Origin of the sequence: Actinokineospora terrae (assembly GCF_900111175.1) — a bacterium.
GTDB lineage: Bacteria > Actinomycetota > Actinomycetes > Mycobacteriales > Pseudonocardiaceae > Actinokineospora > Actinokineospora terrae.
Map to the genome: position 1 here is coordinate 32,611 of NZ_FOGI01000003.1, position 16,835 is coordinate 49,445.

The window sequence follows — 16,835 nt, forward strand, 5'->3', positions numbered from 1 at the left end:
CGGCGGCGGGCGCGGTGGACGGGTACGGCAGGATGACCGCGTGCACCAGGTCACGCGACGCCCCCGATCCCGTTCGCGCAGGTGGGCGGCCCTGATCCCGCTCACCCTGCTGGCGCTGGTCACCCTCTCCGGGTGTGTGCGGGTGCAGGCCTCGTTCGCGGTGTCCGAGGACGACCTGGTCTCCGGCCAGCTGGTGGTGGCCTCCGTCGCGGTCAAGCAGGGCGATGTCGGCCCCGCGCTGACCATCCCGCCCGAGCTCAAGGGCAAGGTCCGCGCGCAGGGCTACACCGCGGACGGCTACGTGGGCCAGACCGTCACCTTCCAGGGCCTGTCGTTCCCCGAGGTGACCGTGCTGGCCGAGTCGATCACCGCGGGCAAGCAGTACCGGCTCAGCTTCCGCCGTTCGGGTGACCTGGTGACGATGGCCGGGTCGGTCGACCTGACCGAGCTGCCCGCGGACCGGGCCGAGGTGCAGGTGACGGTGACCTTCCCCGGCACGGTCACCAGGACCAACGGCATCAACGACAACGGCACGATCAACTGGAAGCCCAAGCCGGGCGCGGTGACCGAGTTCGACGCCGCGGTCCAGTACACCGACAAGTCGGGCGTCTCCTGGACCAAGTGGGTCACCATCGTCGGCGCGTCCGCCATCGGGGTGGCGCTGCTGGTGCTGGCGCTGGCGTTCTTCACCCACAAGCGGTCGGTGCGCGCCGCGGGCCCACCGACCGTCCGCCGCTACTAGCCGCTACCGGCTCAGGTCCTGGCGGGCACCAGGCCGAGCCGGTTGACGACCTCCTTGGTCGCCTTGGACCGGTTGAACGTGTAGAAGTGCAGCCCCGACACGCCCTCGGCCAGCAGCCGCTCGCTGACCTCGGTGGCCAGGTCGATGCCCGCGGCGCGGAAGGACTTGGCGTCGGTGTGCGGTTCCAGCAGCGCCGAGATGCGCGCGGGCACCGGGGCGCCGGAGAGCTCGATGGTCTTGGCCAGCGTCTTGCGGGTGGTGATCGGCATGATGCCGGGCAGCAGGTCCGCGTCGCAGCCGCGGGCGGCGACCCGGTCGCGCAGCCGCAGGAAGTCCTCGGGCTCGAAGAACAGCTGGGCGATGGCGAAGTCGGCGCCCGCGCGCAGCTTGCGCACCAGGTTGTCGGTGTCGGCGTCGAGGTCGGCCGAGCGCGGGTGGCCGTAGGGGAACGCGGCGACGCCGACGCAGAAGTCGCCGAGTTCGCGGACCAGCCGGACCAGCTCGTCGGCGTAGTGCAGGCCGTCGGGGTGCGCGGACCACTCGCCGTTGGGGTCACCGGGCGGGTCGCCGCGCAGCGCCAGGATGTTGCGGATGCCGAGCGCGGCGTACCAGCCGATGACGTTGCGCAGCTCGGCGATGGAGTGGTCGACGGCGGTCAGGTGGGCCATCGACACCAGGGTGGTCTCCCTGGCCACGCGCCCGGTGGTGCGGATGGTGCGGTCGCGGCTGGAGCCGCCCGCGCCGTAGGTGACGGAGACGAAGGCGGGGTCGAGGCCCTCGAGCTCGCGGATGGCGTTCCACAGGCGTTGCTCGTCGGCGCTGTCGCGGGGTGGCATGAACTCCACCGAGAACACCGGCCTGCCCACGCGGATGCGCTGCACCACGGTCGTCATGGGGCAAGCCTAGCGAAGTACCGCCCTGTGGAACCCCGGTCCTGAGGTCTGGACAACCCGGGGTGCCGGTCACACTGGCCGACCCCCGGTTGCCCCTGGCCAGGCCGCCCGGCGCACGATAGGCGGGTGCGGCGGACCCAGGTGATCGACAACTCCATGGACGGGGCGCTCGCGGTGCACGTCGAGCGCAACCTGTCCGACTACCTCGAGCAGCGGCGCGCCGGGATGGCGGAGATGGCGCCGTCGTTCGGTTCGGCTGTCGAGTCGCTCGCGGCGTTCGTGCTCGGCGGGGGCAAGCGGATCCGGCCCACCTTCGCCTGGTGGGCCTGGCGCGGCGCGGGCGGCGCCGGGTCGGGGCCGGAGGCGGAGGCGGTGCTGCGCGCGGTGAGCGCCCTGGAGCTGATCCAGGCCTGCGCGCTGGTGCACGACGACCTGATGGACGACTCGGCGGTGCGCCGGGGCAAGCCGACGGTGCACGTGGAGTTCGCCGCGCGGCACCGGGAGCGGGGGTGGCTCGGCACGCCGGAGCGCTTCGGCGCCGCGGCCGCGATCCTGCTCGGCGACCTGGCGCTGGCGTGGGCCGACGACATGTACGTGAGCGCGGAGCTGCCCGCCGACCGGCGTGCGGCGGCGCTGGTGCCGTGGCAGGCGATGCGCGCGGAGATGCTGGCCGGGCAGTACCTGGACGTGCTGACCCAGGCCAAGGGCGACGAGTCGGCGGCGGCGTCGCTGAGCGTGGCCAGGATGAAGACCGCCGCGTACACCGTGGAGCGGCCGCTGCACATGGGCGCCGCGCTGGCCGGGGCCGACGAGCGGCTGGTCGCGGCGCTGCGGGCGTTCGGCGCCGACATCGGGCTGGCCTTCCAGCTGCGCGACGACCTGCTGGGCATGTACGGCGACACCGACGTGACCGGTAAGCCCGCGGGCGACGACCTGCGTGAGGGCAAGCGGACCCTGTTGATGTCGATCGGGCTCGGTAAGGCAGACGCGGCGGGGCGGGCTACGGACGCGGCGCTTATGCGGTCTGCGCTCGGTAACGACAACCTGGACTCCGCGACTGTGGAGCGCACCAGGGAGCTGTTGGTCGACCTGGGCGCGGTGGCCGAGGTGGAGTGCCGGATCGGGGAGCTGACCGAGTCGGCGATGCGCGCGCTCGGTGGGGTCGATCTCGCCGAGCCCGCGGGTGACGTCCTGGCCGGGTTGGCGGTAAGCGCGACCAAGCGGGCCAGCTAGCGGTGGGCGGCACCCGGGTGGTGCCCGGCCCCACCGACCACGTCGTGGTCATCGGCGCCGGTCTGTCCGGGCTGTCCGCAGCGCTGCACCTGGCGGGCGCGGGCCGTGAGGTGACTGTCCTGGAGGCAGCGCCGACTGCCGGTGGACGCGCGCGCCGGGAGGAGATGGGGCCGTACAGCGTCGACACCGGCGCGACTGTGCTGACCATGCCCGAGCTGGTCGAGGAGGCTCTAGCGGCGGTCGGCGCGTCTTTGGACCTGGACCTGGTCAAGCTCGACCCGGCCTATCGCGCGCACTTCGCCGATGGCAGCACCATCCACGTGCACACCGACGCGACCGCGATGGCCGACGAGGTGCGCCGGGTCGCCGGGCCACGGGAGGCGGCGGGGTACCTGCGGCTGCGGGCGTGGCTGACCGACCTGTACCGGGTGCAGCGCGACCGGTTCATCGGCGCGAACTTCGACTCCCCCCTCGACCTCCTTGGCGTCGACCTGGCTCGGTTGGCCTGTCTGGGCGGGTTCGGCAGGTTGGGCCCCGCCATAGCGCGGCACCTGTCGGATGAACGGTTACAGCGCCTCTTCTCCTTCCAGTCCCTCTACGCGGGGGTTGCCCCGAGCCGTGCGTTGGCCGCGTATGCCGTGATCGCCTACATGGATACCGTCGCGGGTGTGTACTTCCCGCGCGGCAGCAGTTCCCGGCCGGGCGGCGTCGGCTCGGTGGCCGAGGTGATGTCGGAGGCGGCGGGCAAGGCCGGGGTGCGGTTCCGGTACTCGACGAGCGCGGCCTGGCTGGAGCGGGTCGGGTCGCGGGTGCGGGCGGTGCGGACCACGGCGGGCGAGCGGATCACCTGCGACGCGGTGGTCGTCACAGCCGACCTGCCGGTCGCCTACCGGCTGCTCGGCGTGACCCCGCGCAGGCCGGTCCCCATCCGCTACTCACCGTCAGCGGTCGTCCTGCACACGGGTGTCACCCGGTCCTGGGACGCGCTGGACCACCACACGATCTTCTTCGGCGCCCGGTGGGAACGCACCTTCGACGAGATCACCCGCCAGGGGGTGCTGATGGGTGATCCCTCGCTGCTGGTCACCCGGCCCACCGCGACCGACCCGGCCCTGGCGCCCGAGGGCAGGCAGCAGGTGTCGGTGCTCGCCCCCGCGCCGAACCTGCGCACCGGCCCGGTCGACTGGGCGCGGATCGGGCCGATCTACCGCGACGAACTGCTGCGGGTCCTGGAGCAGCGCGGCCTGACCGGGTTCACCGACGCCGTCGAGGTCCAGCGGCTGGTCACGCCTGCGGACTGGGCGGCATCGGGGCTGGCGGCAGGCACGCCGTTCTCGGTGTCGCACACGTTCAGCCAGACCGGCCCGTTCCGGCCGCGCAACCTGGTGCCCGGTGTGGACAACATCGTGCTGGCAGGCTGCGGGACGACCCCCGGGGTGGGCATCCCCCCGGTGGTGATCTCCGGTCGGCTGGCCGCGCTGCGGGTCACCGGCGGTACCGGGGTGGGCGCGGCCCGGCGGCGGTCCGCGAGCGGGCTGTGAGGCTATCTTTGGCTCCTGGCCACCCGGTGTCGCGATAATGCGCGCGGTGGGCGGGTGGCGGACGGGGAGCGGCGACATGCGCGGGGCTTGGCGGGGCGTGGCACGGGTGGTCACCCGGGCACTGGGGGTCGGCGCGGTACTGGTCACGGCCGCCGCGTGCAGCACGGCGGTGGCGGGCTCGCCGGTGCCCGCGGAGATCGGCCCGCCCAGCGGCGCCGCGTCCGCGGTGCAGTCGCTCGACGACCTCGGCGAGGCCGGGCTGCTGCGCTACAAGGGCACGCTGACCTCGGCGTCCAACGACCCGGTCGAGTTCGACCTCGCGGCGGCCAGCGGCGGGGAGATCGCGGGCTCGCTGACGGTCAACGGCAAGGCGGCGTCGGTGCTCGTGGTCGAGCGCGGCACCTACCTCAAGGCGGCCGCCGACTTCTGGGCGACGCTGTCGGGGGTGGGCAACGCGGAGAACAAGGGCACCGCGGTGGCCGACCGCTGGGTGAAGGTGCCCGGGGTGCTGATCGGCGTGGAGCTGGCCGACGTGTTCAGCCCGGAGTCGATGAGCCAGTACCTGGTGGTCGACACCGACAAGGCGCAGGACAACGAGCAGCCGCTGACCGACCGGCGGCGCACCGACCTCGCCGGGGCCAAGGTGTTCCGGATCCCGCTGGTCAGCGGCGCGGTGTACCTGGCGGAGGCGCAGCCGCACGGCGTGCTCAAGGTCGAGCTGGACTCGGCGGGCCAGTCGGCGCCGACGACGGTGAAGAAGCTGTCCACCACGGTCGTCGACGCGACCGGTGAGCTGGCGAAGTTCTACCAGGACGTGGCCGCGGTGGCCGGGCAGCTGACCGCGCCGGTCGATGTGCTGAACACCGTCCAGGAGAGCGGCCACACCTTCGAGGGCTGCGGCGCGGCGAGCTGCTCGATCGTCGTGAGCTTCACCAACGGGACCAAGGCCGCGGTCCGGGTGTCGGTACGCGGGAACTGGCAGGGCGACAGCTCGCCGCTAGGGGCGTGTGAGGCACTCGCGGGTCCAGTAGCGCCGGGTCAGGCGGGTAGCGCTACCTGCACGCTGTCGAGCCAGGAGTGGGTGCAGTTCTTCGCCAGGGCCAACTCCGTGCCGGGCAACCACCCGTACAGCGTGGAGTGGTCGACCGTGGTGCTGGCCGAGGCACCGGACCTGACCAGGGTCACCGCGCTGGCGAAGGCGGCGCCCGCCGACACCAAGGCTCGGCAGACCGACGGCTCGCACTTCGTGTTCTCCATCGGCTACGGCGGCAAGAAGGTCTGGAAGTACGGGGTCACCGGCAAGCACTGGACCGACCGGGCCGACCGGCAGCTCGCGGTGTGCATGGGCGAGACGAGGTCGGTGTGCCGGGTGGACCTGGTGACCGCGACCGGGGACGCGGGTTCGGCGTACGGCCTGCTCAAGCAGCTGGTCGACGCGTACCGCACCGCGGGCGGGGCGTGCCCGGAGGGCCAATGGGCCGGGTGCGCGCGCTGACGACGCTGGACTCGGCCTACGCGGGCAGCCGTGCGATCAACGCCCACCACGGCCGCACGTACTACCTGGCGACTCGGTTGTTGCCGCCCTCGCGCCGTCCCGCGGTGCACGCGCTCTACGGGTTCGCGCGGGTGGCTGACGAGATCGTGGACAACCCGGGAGTTGACCCTGCCGGTGAGCTCTTGGCGTTGGAGCGGGCGCTTAACGACGCCTTCGACGGTGGCGCTACCGGGCATCCGGTGCTGCTCGCCCTCGCTGACACCGTGCGGCACTGGGACATCGACCGGGACTTGTTCAGCGTCTTCCTGAACTCGATGCGGATGGACCTGACGGTCACCGATTACGCCAACCTGGACGAGTTGGCCGAGTACACGCACGGATCTGCCGGCGTGATCGGGCTGATGTTGTTGCCAGTACTGGGCACCGTGTCACCGGACGCCGCCCCCTACGCTGCCGCGCTGGGTGAGGCGTTCCAGCTGACCAACTTCCTTCGGGACGTGGGCGAGGACCTAGACCGTGGTCGGGTTTACCTGCCCGCGGACCACTTGGCCGCGTTCGGAGTGGACCGTGAGCGGCTGACGTGGGCTCGGATGAACGGGCCTGATAGGGCTATCCGGCGCGCGGTGGCGCACTTCGCCGCGATGGCGCACGCCGGGTATCGGGCCGCCGAGCCGGGGATCGCGCTCCTGGACCCGGTGTCACGGCCCTGCGTGGCGACCGCGGCGCGGCTCTACCGGGCGATCCTGGACGAGATCGCGGCCGCCGGGTACGACGTGCTCACCCGGCGGGCGGTGGTGCCCGCCGGGCGCAAGGCGTCGGTGGTGGTGCCTGGCGTGGCCAGGTGCGTGCTGGCCAGGCTCAGGGGAACTCAGTAGGCCAGGGCCTGGGCGCGGCGCTTGACCTCGCGGCCGCGGTCGCCGCGCAGCGCGTCGATGGGCCTGCCGGGCAGCGTGTCGTCGGCGGTGAACAGCCAGCGGATCACCTCGTCCGGGCTGAAGCCGGAGTCGTTGAGCACGGTGATGGTGCCGGGCAGGCCCTTGACGACGTCCCCGCTGTCGGTGATGAACTCGGCGGGCACCATCAGCACGCCGCGGCGGCGCACGGCGATGAGCTGGTGGTCGCGCAGCGCCTGGTGCACGCGGGTGATCGGCTGGTCGAGGCGGATGGCGACATCGGGCAGCGGCAGCACCGGGACGTCGGGGTCGAGCACGTCGGCGGCCGCGGGGATTGAACTCACGCGACCACGATGCCACATCGACCGGATGTGGGCAGTCGACCACCCGCCCGGCCCGCGCGGTGCTCGATCACCACCCGCCGCCCCGGCCGGGCGGATGTGCGGGGGTCGGTACGCGCGGGCGCGCGGCTCCGTACGATCCACCCTTGTGGAGGACAAGGGGCCGAGTCTCGTCGGGGCGCTGCTGGAGCAGCGCTACCGGGTCGACGCGCCGGTGGCGCGGGGCGGGATGTCGGCGGTCTACCGCGGCGTCGACACCCGGCTGGACCGCCCGGTCGCGATCAAGGTGATGGACTCCCGGTTCGCCGACGACAAGTCCTTCGTCGAGCGGTTCGAGCGCGAGGCCAGGTCCGCGGCCCGCATCCACCACCCGAACGTGGTGGCGGTGCACGACCAGGGCCTCGACGGCGACCACGTGTACCTGGTGATGGAGCTGGTCAGCGGCGGCACCCTGCGCGACCTGCTCACCGAGCGCACCACGCTGCCGGTCCCGCTGGTCGTGGCGATCATGGAGCCGGTGCTCTCCGCGCTGGCCGCCGCGCACCGGGCCGGGCTGATCCACCGCGACGTCAAGCCGGAGAACGTGCTGATCGGCACCGGCGGCATCGTCAAGGTCGCCGACTTCGGCCTGGTCCGCGCGATCTCCAGCGTCGGCACCACCAAGAGCAGCGTCATCCTCGGCACCGTCGCTTACCTCTCGCCGGAGCAGGTGACCACCGGGGCGGCGACCGCGCGCGGCGACGTGTACTCGGCGGGCATCGTGCTCTACGAGGCGCTGACCGGCTCCCCGCCCTACCACGGCGACAACGCCCTGTCGGTGGCCTACCGGCACGTCAACGACGACGTCCCGCCGCCGAGCGCGGCGGTGCCGGGCATCCCACCGATGCTCGACGAGCTGGTGGTCCGCGCGACCCGCCGCGACCCGGCGGCGCGCCCGGCCGACGGCGCCGCGTTCCTGGCCGAGCTGCAGCAGGTCCGCGCCGCGCTGTCGCTGCCGAGGATGCGGGTGCCGATCCCGCGGGTCGCGAACGTCGACGAGACCGTGCGGGTGTCCGGGGCGCTCTCGGCGCAGCCGCCCACCCCGACCGGGCCGACGCACGCGGCGGTCGAGGACATCGCGGCGCTCGACCCGGAGGAGACGGTCAAGGTCCCGCTCGCCGCGATCACCGGCGAGAACACGGTCCAGGCGCCGCCGCAGCAGGTTCCCCCGCCGTCGGCGACCGTCGTCCGCCCGATGCCCGGGTTCTCCGCGGCCGGGCCGCAGGGCACGCGCGCGATGCTGCGGTCGGACCTGGAGAAGGTGATCGACTCGGCGGCGCAGGCGGGCGCTCCGCCCTCGGCGCCGTACGGCTTCCCCGCGCAGGGGATGCCCCAGCAGGTCCCGCAGCCGCCGCCACCGCCGCCCAACCCGACCCGGCGGCTGGTGCTGCTGAGCGTCATCGGGGTGTTGGTGCTGGGACTGCTCGGCACCGGCATCTGGTGGTTCTCCAGCGGCCGCTACACCGAGGTGCCGACGCTGGCGGGCAAGGACGCCGAGACCGCGCAGCAGCTGGTGCGCTCGGCCGACCTGAGCCCCAGCGTGACGACCGTGCGCGACAACGACATCGAGGCCGGGCTGGTGATCAGCACCGACCCGGTCGCCGGTGTCGAGGCACTGCGCGGCGACGAGATCAAGCTCCTGGTGTCCTCCGGCAAACCGGTCGTCCCGGACGTCCGCCCCGGCGCCACCCGCGACGAGGCCGAGCGCGCCGTGGCCAAGGAAGAGCTCCAGGCCGCCGTCGACGACGCCAAGAACGCCTACGACGAACAGGTCCCCACCGGCCGCGTCCTGCGCCTGGAACCGCCGTCCGGCACCAAGGTCCAGCTCAACGAACGCGTCATCATCGTCCTGAGCAAGGGCCCCGCCCCCCGCCCCGTCCCCGACGTCCGGGGCAAAACCCGCGACGAGGCCTTCCAAGCCCTCACCGCCGCGGGCTTCGACCCCTTCGACGGCCCCCAAGAATTCTCCGGCGACGTGGACGGCGGCCGAGTAATCCGCACCGACCCGGGCACCGGCACGAAGATCGAGGCTGGTGCTCCCAAACGAGTCTCGGTAATCACCTCCTCCGCAGTGACCGTCCCGGACCTCAACCAACGCACTATCGCCGAAGCCCAGGCCATGCTCCAACAACTGGGCCTATCCCTGGAACTCCAACCCTTCTCCAACCCCAATGGCCGGGTCTTCACCCAGGGGCCTCCTGCGGGCACCAAACTCCGCAAGGGCGACAAGGTCTCCGTCTTCGCCTGGTGATGGACGGGGCGGGTTTATCCACAGGCCTGTGGTTCGTGCGGTCGGGTTGGTCGGTGCTGCTCGGTAAGCTGTATATCGGGGGGTGCTTGGGGCGGTTTGATCTTGAGCTGGGGGTGTTCCGGCTCTCGTGCTCGCCTGCGGCGTCGATGATCAACGGCTCGCCTTCGGCATTGCGGTGGGGCGCGAGTTTCGAGCTGTGCTCGATGGGGCGAACTTGTTTTGCGTGGGGCCCCTACGACACCCGGGCAGAACCACAAAGCAGGGGCCCACAAGCAGGCCCTGCCACGGTGAGCGACGCTACGGGTGCCGTTCCCCCACACAAAACAAGTCCGCCCCATCGAGCAGGGTTGGCACCAGCGACTCCGAGGAGCGCGTGGTTGGCCGACGTCTGTGAGGGCCGGGTGGTTGGCCAACGTCGTAGAGGGACGCGTTAGGACCAATGCCTGAGAGGGGTGCGTGGGGGGCAACAACCGGTGGCAGGGCCGTGGTGAGTGTTCGGGTGGCGTTTGGGGTTCTATAGAAGAAGGCCAGGCCGTTGGGCCTGGCCTTCTTGTCTTAGCCGAAGAAGACTTCGGCTTCGGCGTAGCGTTCCAGGGGCACTGTCTTGAGTTCGGCGGTGGCCTCGGACAGCTTCACCCGGACGATGTCGGTGCCCTTGAGGGCGACCATGACGCCGAAGTCGCCGTCGGCTACGGCGTCCACCGCGTGGAGGCCGAAGCGGGTGGCCAGGACTCGGTCGTAGGCGGTGGGGGTGCCGCCGCGTTGGGTGTGGCCGAGGACTACGGCGCGGGATTCCTTGCCGGTCTTGGCGGCGATCTCCTCGGCCAGCCAGGTGCCGACGCCGCCGAGGCGGACGTGGCCGAAGGCGTCTTTCTCGCCGGTCAGCAGGACCTCGTTGCCGCCCTCGGGCAGGGCGCCCTCGGCGACGACGATGATCGGGGCGTACTGGCGCTCGAAGCGGCGCTGGACCCACTCGATGACCTTGTCGACGCTGAACGCGCGCTCGGGCACCAGGATCACGTTGGCGCCACCGGCCAGGCCGGAGTGCAGGGCGATCCAGCCCGCGTGCCTGCCCATGACCTCGACGACCAGGGCGCGGTGGTGGGACTCGGCGGTCGTGCGCAGGCGGTCGATCGACTCGGTGGCGATGTGCACCGCGGTGTCGAAGCCGAAGGTGTAGTCGGTGGCGCCGAGGTCGTTGTCGATGGTCTTGGGGACGCCGACCACGCCGACGCCGTCGTCGGTGAGGCGCTTGGCGACGCCGAGGGTGTCCTCGCCGCCGATGGCGATCAGGGCGTCGACGCCGTGCTCGGCCAGGACCGACTTGATCCGCTCGACGCCGCCGTCGACCTTGTACGGGTTGGTGCGCGAGGAGCCCAGGATGGTGCCGCCCCTGGTGAGGATGTCCTCGACGTCGTCGAGCCCGATCGGCTTCAGGTCGCCCTCGAGCGGGCCCTTCCAGCCGTTGCGGAACCCGACGACGTCCCAGCCGTGGGTCTCGATCCCCTTGCGCGCGACCGCCCGGATGACCGCGTTGAGCCCGGGGCAGTCGCCACCCCCGGTGAGTACGCCGACCCGCATGACTACCCGACCTTCCACGCTCGCGCCCGTGATGGCCATCACCGGCTGCCGAGTCCAGACTGCCAGCAACTGAATCGGTATAGCAAGGAGGGTGGGCCGGTTACCGACCGTTGCGCAGCTGCCACAGGCCGTCGATCACGCGCCAGCGGACCAGGTTGAACCTGGCGTCGGCGAGCGCGTCGTGCGCGTCGTCCGGCGGGGCGGGCAGCGGCGGCTTGCCGACGTCCTCCCACCGCTGCCGCAGCTCCCGGGTGAACCGCGGGATCAGCCGGGGCAGCGCGGGCATGGCGCCCCACAGCTGGCCGAGCACCACGTGGTCGTAGGCGCCGAACCAGGCCCACAGCTCGATCTTGTCCTTCGCCCGCGGCGGGGTGAGGAACTCGAGCAGCCTGCGGCGCATCTCGGCCTTGTCGCACCAGGACTTGTCGGCGGGCGGGGGCAGCTTGTCCAGGACGTTGGCCCGCACCCACGGCCCGGCCTTGGCCGGGTCGAACTCGGTCGAGACCGCGTAGAACTCCCGGCCGTCCTCGTCGACGACACCGATCGACACCAGGTCGATGGTCAGCCCGTCCTCGATGAACTCGGTGTCGTAGAAGTAACGCACCGACCAAGCCTAGGTCACCGGTCCCCGGTGGATACTGATCGACATGCGCACACGGGCACTGGCGGCCGTGCTGGTCGCCACACTGGTCGCGGCGGGCTGCGCCGGTCCACAGGGGCCGACACCGGTCGCCTTCACCAAGATCGACCTGGCGGGCGCCCCGGTGACGCTCACGCCGTTCGGTGAGTCGTTGCTGGTCGGCGTCCGCCGCGACGGGCAACCGGTCGTGCCCGCCCTGCTTCGCCGCGACCCCGGCGGGGCGGTCACCGAGGTCCCCGCCACGCCCGCCACCCCGTACGGCAACCTCGCCCGGTGGACCCAGGTGGACACCGACGGCACCCGGCTGTACGCGGTCGGCGGCGAACGCGGCGGCGCGCACGGCAACGTCCGCTGGAGCGCGTGGGACGGCACCGCGAGCGGCGTGGGCGAGAAGCGCCAGGCGTTCAGCACCTTCGGCGGGTACGGCGCGGGCGACCTGGTCGGCGTGGTCGTCACCCCGAGCACGCCCGCGATCGTCGGCAACTGGGAGAACCCCACCGGCGGCTTCGACATCGCCACGTGGCTGCCGGTCGGCGACGACTGGATCAGGCAGCCCTCCGCCGGGACCGCGCTGGAGGCCGGCCGCGACGCGCTGCCGTTTCCCATCGCCGCGACCCGTTTCGGCGCCGGGATCATGGTCGTCGGCTGGCAATTCGCCAACGGCCGCGAGGAGCCCGTCACCTGGCGCTCCACCACCGGCGTCACCGGCTGGACCAAGACCCCGCTACCCGCCCCGTCCCCCGGCGCCGCCATGTCCGTCCACTGCGGCCAGTCCGACTGCTACGCCGCGGGCCGCCTCAACGGCTCACTGGCCCTCTGGCACCTGACCGGCGACACCTGGACCCTGCTCCCCGACACCCCCACCTACCCGGTGACCGACAAGGACGTCCTCCCCGCACCGGTCCCGACCCCCACCGGCGTTCTCCAACTGGTCAGCGAAGGCGACACCCTCAAAGCCCTCCACCACACCACCACCTGGACCGTCCACACCATCACCGGTCCCACCGGCAAACCCACCGCCGCCGTGGCCATCGGCCCGACCCTGCACGCGATCGTGGGGGACCGGTTGTGGACGGCGGAACTGGACTCGGTGCGCTGAAGGGCTTCACACGCGGGTGATGCTGGCGGTGTGGAGTAGGCGTTCGGTGGTGAGGAGGTGGTCGTCGGCGCCGATGAGGCCGAAGACGCCGACGAGTTCGCGCAATAGGACGACGCGTTCGGTGACCGAGAGGTCGGCACTGCGGGTGATCTCGGTGAGGACGGCCTGGGCGGCCGAGCCCGCGATGTCCGGGAGGCCGCCCTCGGCGAGCAGGCGGGCCTGGCGGACGTGGGTGCGGTGTTCGCCGAGGCGGGTGCGGGTGACCAGGACGTCGTGGGCGTCGGCGGCGCTGGTGGCGAGGATGCGGCGTTCCGGCACGTGGTCGGGTGGGACGAGCCGGTGCAGGTGCGGGACGCGGTCGTGGGTGAGCAGGTGGAACCAGTCGCCCAGGTTGCCCGCGGTGAGGGCGAACATCCGGCCGAGGTGATCGCCCAGGCGCAGGCGACCGGCCCAGTCGACGCCACTGGGGATGTCGAAGGCGGGGAACGTGGTTTCCAGGACCGTGTTCGGCGACTGCGGGAGCAGGTTCCACGCGGCCAGCGCGGGCACCACCCGGTCGCCGACGAGGCGGCCGTAGAGCAGCACGACCGGGAGTCCGGCCAGCGTGCCGCGGATGGTCCACACGTCGGTGTCGAAGTCGCGCAGCGGCCGTTGCACCAGCCGGGGCACCAGCGCCAGGTCGTCGTGCCACGGGCTGGCGGTCCACGCGCGGCGCAGCGCCACGGCGATCCCGGTCGAGCCGGGGTTCGTGTCCTCGGGGTGGAACGGCGCGATCAGCAGCGCAGGACGCCTGCCGCCGTCGGTGTGCTCGGCCACCAGGTCCCTGGCGCGGGACGCCGAACCGGCCAGCGCGCTGTCGGGCCCGGGGCGGTCCACGGCGGCGATGTGGGTGTGCACGGCCGAGGTGACCGCGCCGCGGTCCCAGTCGACCGGCGGCGCGGTCGAGGCGACCAGGTCACCGCCCACCTGCACCGCGGGGCCGACCCAGTCCAGCGACACCGCCGCCCTGGTCAGCTCGGCGAGCCGGGACCGGCCCCTGCGCCTGGCCGGGGCCGTGTGCGCGCGGGCACCCACCCCGATGAGCCGGTCGGTCTGCCGGACCACCCCGACCAGCCCGGCGAACCTGGCCAGCCGCCCCGACTCCACCGCGTCTTCGGTCGACACCGCACCCCACCCGGATTCGCTGGTTGACCGGGGTGTTTCGCCGCCGGGGCCGCAGCGTTCCCCCTTGGCGGCACCTTTCACCCGATGAGCCCAAACAGGAGGAAGAAAGCTCACCTTTCGCGGTCGGGCAGGCTAGCTCGCCTCGCGCACCCGGTCGCGGTCGCGAGCCTGCTCCGGGAGGGCCACCGCCTGCTGCTCCTTGGCCTTGGCGGCGTACATGTCGACGTACTCCTGGTCGGAGAGCTCCATCAGGGCGTACATGATCTCGTCGGTGATGGACCGCTCGACGAACCGGTCGCCCTGCAGGCCCTCGTAGCGGCTGAAGTCCAGCGGCGGGCCGATCTTGATCCGGATCGGGTACGGCTTCCACACCGTCGACCCGATCGGGTTGGCCTTGTCGGTGCCGATCATGATGACCGGCAGCACGGGCACCTTGGCCTCCAGCGCGATCCTGGCGACGCCGGTCTTGCCCTTGTAGAGCCGCCCGTCCGGCGACCGGGTGCCCTCGGGGTAGATCCCCACCAGGTGGCCCTCGCGCAGCAGCCGGATCACCGTGTCCAGCGCGGCCTGCGCGGCGTTGCCGCCGGAGCGGTCGATCGGGATCTGGCCGATGCCGGTGAGGAACCACTTCGTGAACCGGCCCTTGAGCCCGGGCGCGGTGAAGTACTCCAGCTTCGCCGGGAACGTCATCCGGCGCGGCACCACCAGCGGCAGGAAGAACGAGTCGGACACCGCCAGGTGGTTGCTGGCCAGCAGCGCGCCCCCGGTGGCCGGTACGTGTTCGAGCCCCTCCACCCTGGGTCGGAAGAACAGGTGCAGGATGGGGCCGATCACCACCCGCTTCATCAGCCAATACAGCACGTGACCAGTGCTCCCGTCTCCCCGTTGTGCACCGTCGAGCCTACGAACGCCGTGGCACCCAGCACAACGGCGGGGCTCGGGGAGATTCGCCCCGGTCGACAGGGGCGCGCGCGGCCCGGTTCGTGCGACGATGGCCGTGTCCCACGCTCGCCGGTGAAGATCATAGGAGGGGCGCGAGGTGCCTGCGCTCGACCATGGCCTGCGCTTCGCACACGACGGCTCGTCCGAGGTCGGCGTGCTGCTCAGCCACGGCTTCACCGGCTCGCCGGTGAGCATGCGCCCCTGGGCGGACCGGCTGGTCGCGGAGGGGTTCAGCGTGCGGCTGCCCCTGCTGCCCGGCCACGGGACGCACTGGCGGGAGATGAACCGCACGACCTGGCCGCAGTGGTACGCCGAACTGGAGTCGTCGCTGGCGGAGTTGACGGCGCGGTGCGCGAGCGTGTTCGTCTTCGGCCTGTCGATGGGCGGGGCGCTGTGCCTGCGGTTGGCCCAGGAGCACGGGTCCGAGGTGGCGGGGCTGGTGCTGGTGAACCCGTCGGTGCTGACCACCCGGCCCGCGGCGCGGCTGCTGCCGGTGCTGTCGCGGGTTGTGCCGTCGGTCGCGCCGATCAGCGACGACATCGCCAAGCCCGGGGTCAGTGAGCACGCCTACGCCAGGACACCGTTGCGCGCGCTGGCGAGTCTGGCCAAGCTGTGGGGGACGGTGCGCCGGGACCTGCCCAGGGTCGACCAGCCGGTGCTGCTGCTGCGCTCGGCGGTCGACCACGTCGTGGAACCGGAGAACGCGGCCGCGGTGCTGGCAGGCATCTCCAGCCGCGACGTCACCGAGGTCGTCCTGGACAACAGCTACCACGTCGCCACCCTCGACCACGACGCGCCGGTCATCTTCGACCGCAGCGTCGAGTTCGTCCGGCGGGTACGTGCCGACCGGGCAGGTGATCCCCAGTGAAAGGCCGCCCCGGCGACGGACCGGAAGACGTCGACGCCGCCTTCGCCCAGATCGTCGCCGACCTGGAACGCGAAGGCGTGGGCCGCGACATCCCCGACCTGGACCGCACCACCCCGGAACCCCCACCCGACACCCCCGCCGCATTGCCCGCGTCGACCTGGCGCACCCACGACACCGAGATCGACTGGTCCAACGACAACAACGACGAGCACTACGAACCCCCCGAACCACCCCCACTGCCCCGCCTGCGCCCCATGACCGTCATCGCCATCGCCCTGATGATCGCGGGCGTAGCCCTCCTCACCCTCTCCAGCATCCTCAACTGGGACGCCCGAATCACCACCCCCACAGCACTGGTGGGCTTGGCCGCAGGCATAGCCCTACTCCTCCTCCGAGCCCGCAAATCCCCACCCGCCCTAGACGACGACAACGGCGCACAGGTCTAGGCACCTGCCTCGATAGCGCTGTTCGGCATGCGCGCTAGGTCGCCAGCGTCCCTCGGACCACTAGCACCGCCCCAGCGATAGCCGCCCGTGCCACGGTCACTGGTCCTTGCGCGCCCCTCACAGGCGTTGGCCCCTACGTGCCTGTCACTGTCGCTGGTCCTAGCGTGCCCCTCGCAGGCATAGGTCCCGCCCCGGCCCTTCACAGGCGTTGGTCCCGCATGCCCGCCACGGTCGTTTGCCCAACCGTGTCCCTCGCAGGCGTTGGCCTCCACCCGGCCCTCACGGTCTTCGGTCGCGGCATGCCTCTCGGAGTCGCTGGTCCCAACTGGCAGTTGACTGTGCGGCGCAGGCCCCCGTGCATGCCCGCCACGGCCGTTCGTCCTAGCTAGCGGGCCCTCGCAGTCGTTGGCCTCCGGCGTGCCCGCCACGGTTGATTGCCCAAGCGGGCCCCTCGCAGGTGTTGGTCTCTACCCGGCCCTCACGGTCTTTGGCCCCGGTGTGCCCTTTGGAGTCGCCTGTCCCAACTGGTAGTGACTGTGCGGCGCAGGCTCCCTGCATGGCCACCACAGTCGTTGGCCCCCGGCGTGCCCGCCACGGTCGTTTGCCCGACCTAATCCCCTCGCAGGCTTTGGTCTCCGCCCGGCCCTCACAGTCGTTGGTCCCCCCG

The 16,835-nt window shown here is 72.0% G+C and carries 15 protein-coding genes; 9 read left to right on the forward strand and 6 right to left on the reverse strand.

The features are described from left to right. Nucleotides 1-40: 40 nt before the first annotated feature. Entirely contained in the window at nt 41-742 is a 702-nt protein-coding gene (locus tag BMY07_RS06210) for an LppM family (lipo)protein (RefSeq protein WP_092775513.1), read from the forward strand. Between the two features lie 11 nt (nt 743-753). Here the strand turns inward: BMY07_RS06210 and metF are convergent, their stop codons facing one another. Next, on the reverse strand, nt 754-1,635 hold the full coding sequence (gene metF, locus BMY07_RS06215; protein ID WP_092775514.1) for a methylenetetrahydrofolate reductase [NAD(P)H]: 882 nt from the start codon (nt 1,633-1,635) through the stop codon (nt 754-756). A 156-nt stretch (nt 1,636-1,791) separates the two neighbouring features. On the opposite strand from metF, the gene BMY07_RS06220 reads away from it, so the two are divergent. The 4 genes from BMY07_RS06220 (at nt 1,792) to BMY07_RS06235 (ending at nt 6,779) form a co-directional block, all read left to right on the forward strand. Continuing rightward, nucleotides 1,792-2,868, forward strand: coding sequence for a polyprenyl synthetase family protein (locus BMY07_RS06220; RefSeq protein WP_092776030.1), 1,077 nt, complete (start codon nt 1,792-1,794; stop codon nt 2,866-2,868). Between the two features lie 2 nt (nt 2,869-2,870). After that, the gene (crtI, locus tag BMY07_RS06225) at nt 2,871-4,409 is read left to right on the forward strand and encodes a phytoene desaturase family protein (RefSeq protein WP_092775515.1); all 1,539 of its coding nucleotides are present in this window, start codon (nt 2,871-2,873) and stop codon (nt 4,407-4,409) included. Nucleotides 4,410-4,485: 76 nt separating this feature from the next. Next, complete coding sequence (locus BMY07_RS06230) at nt 4,486-5,904, forward strand: hypothetical protein (RefSeq protein ID WP_143073381.1); 1,419 nt, start codon at nt 4,486-4,488, stop codon at nt 5,902-5,904. Next, nucleotides 5,883-6,779: a phytoene/squalene synthase family protein gene (locus BMY07_RS06235; RefSeq protein WP_092775517.1), complete on the forward strand. Its 897-nt coding sequence runs from the start codon at nt 5,883-5,885 to the stop codon at nt 6,777-6,779. Before BMY07_RS06230 ends, BMY07_RS06235 begins: the two co-directional genes overlap by 22 nt. Here the strand turns inward: BMY07_RS06235 and BMY07_RS06240 are convergent. Next, nucleotides 6,773-7,141 carry an Rv2175c family DNA-binding protein gene (locus tag BMY07_RS06240; protein WP_218150614.1) on the reverse strand — a complete coding sequence of 123 codons (369 nt, stop codon included), beginning with the start codon at nt 7,139-7,141 and terminating at the stop codon, nt 6,773-6,775. The genes BMY07_RS06235 and BMY07_RS06240 overlap by 7 nt on opposite strands. A 145-nt stretch (nt 7,142-7,286) precedes the next feature. Between BMY07_RS06240 and BMY07_RS06245 the strand changes: the two genes are divergently transcribed. Then, the gene (locus BMY07_RS06245; protein ID WP_245782236.1) at nt 7,287-9,428 is read left to right on the forward strand and encodes a Stk1 family PASTA domain-containing Ser/Thr kinase; all 2,142 of its coding nucleotides are present in this window, start codon (nt 7,287-7,289) and stop codon (nt 9,426-9,428) included. 555 nt (nt 9,429-9,983) lie between these two features. Here BMY07_RS06245 and BMY07_RS06250 read toward each other — a convergent pair. Together BMY07_RS06250 and BMY07_RS06255 are read right to left on the reverse strand one after the other, a co-directional pair. Continuing rightward, complete coding sequence (locus BMY07_RS06250; protein WP_092775520.1) at nt 9,984-11,009, reverse strand: 6-phosphofructokinase; 1,026 nt, start codon at nt 11,007-11,009, stop codon at nt 9,984-9,986. Between the two features lie 100 nt (nt 11,010-11,109). Continuing rightward, the gene (locus tag BMY07_RS06255; RefSeq protein ID WP_092775521.1) at nt 11,110-11,613 is read right to left on the reverse strand and encodes a polyadenylate-specific 3'-exoribonuclease AS; all 504 of its coding nucleotides are present in this window, start codon (nt 11,611-11,613) and stop codon (nt 11,110-11,112) included. Nucleotides 11,614-11,656: 43 nt separating this feature from the next. On the opposite strand from BMY07_RS06255, the gene BMY07_RS06260 reads away from it, so the two are divergent. Beyond that, nucleotides 11,657-12,748, forward strand: a complete 1,092-nt coding sequence (locus tag BMY07_RS06260) for a hypothetical protein (RefSeq protein WP_092775522.1) — start codon at nt 11,657-11,659, stop codon at nt 12,746-12,748. 6 nt (nt 12,749-12,754) lie between these two features. On the opposite strand, the gene BMY07_RS06265 is transcribed toward BMY07_RS06260, so the two are convergent. Together BMY07_RS06265 and BMY07_RS06270 are read right to left on the reverse strand one after the other, a co-directional pair. Next, nucleotides 12,755-13,912 (reverse strand): hypothetical protein, encoded by a 1,158-nt coding sequence (locus tag BMY07_RS06265; protein WP_092775523.1) that lies wholly within the window; start codon nt 13,910-13,912, stop codon nt 12,755-12,757. Between the two features lie 132 nt (nt 13,913-14,044). After that, nucleotides 14,045-14,773, reverse strand: coding sequence for a lysophospholipid acyltransferase family protein (locus tag BMY07_RS06270; protein WP_092775524.1), 729 nt, complete (start codon nt 14,771-14,773; stop codon nt 14,045-14,047). Nucleotides 14,774-14,951: 178 nt separating this feature from the next. Between BMY07_RS06270 and BMY07_RS06275 the strand changes: the two genes are divergently transcribed. Together BMY07_RS06275 and BMY07_RS06280 are read left to right on the forward strand one after the other, a co-directional pair. After that, nucleotides 14,952-15,722, forward strand: a complete 771-nt coding sequence (locus tag BMY07_RS06275) for an alpha/beta hydrolase (RefSeq protein ID WP_245782237.1) — start codon at nt 14,952-14,954, stop codon at nt 15,720-15,722. Then, a complete protein-coding gene (locus BMY07_RS06280) occupies nt 15,719-16,168 on the forward strand; it encodes a hypothetical protein (protein ID WP_092775525.1) in 450 nt (149 codons plus the stop codon). Before BMY07_RS06275 ends, BMY07_RS06280 begins: the two co-directional genes overlap by 4 nt. Nucleotides 16,169-16,835 lie beyond the last annotated feature (667 nt).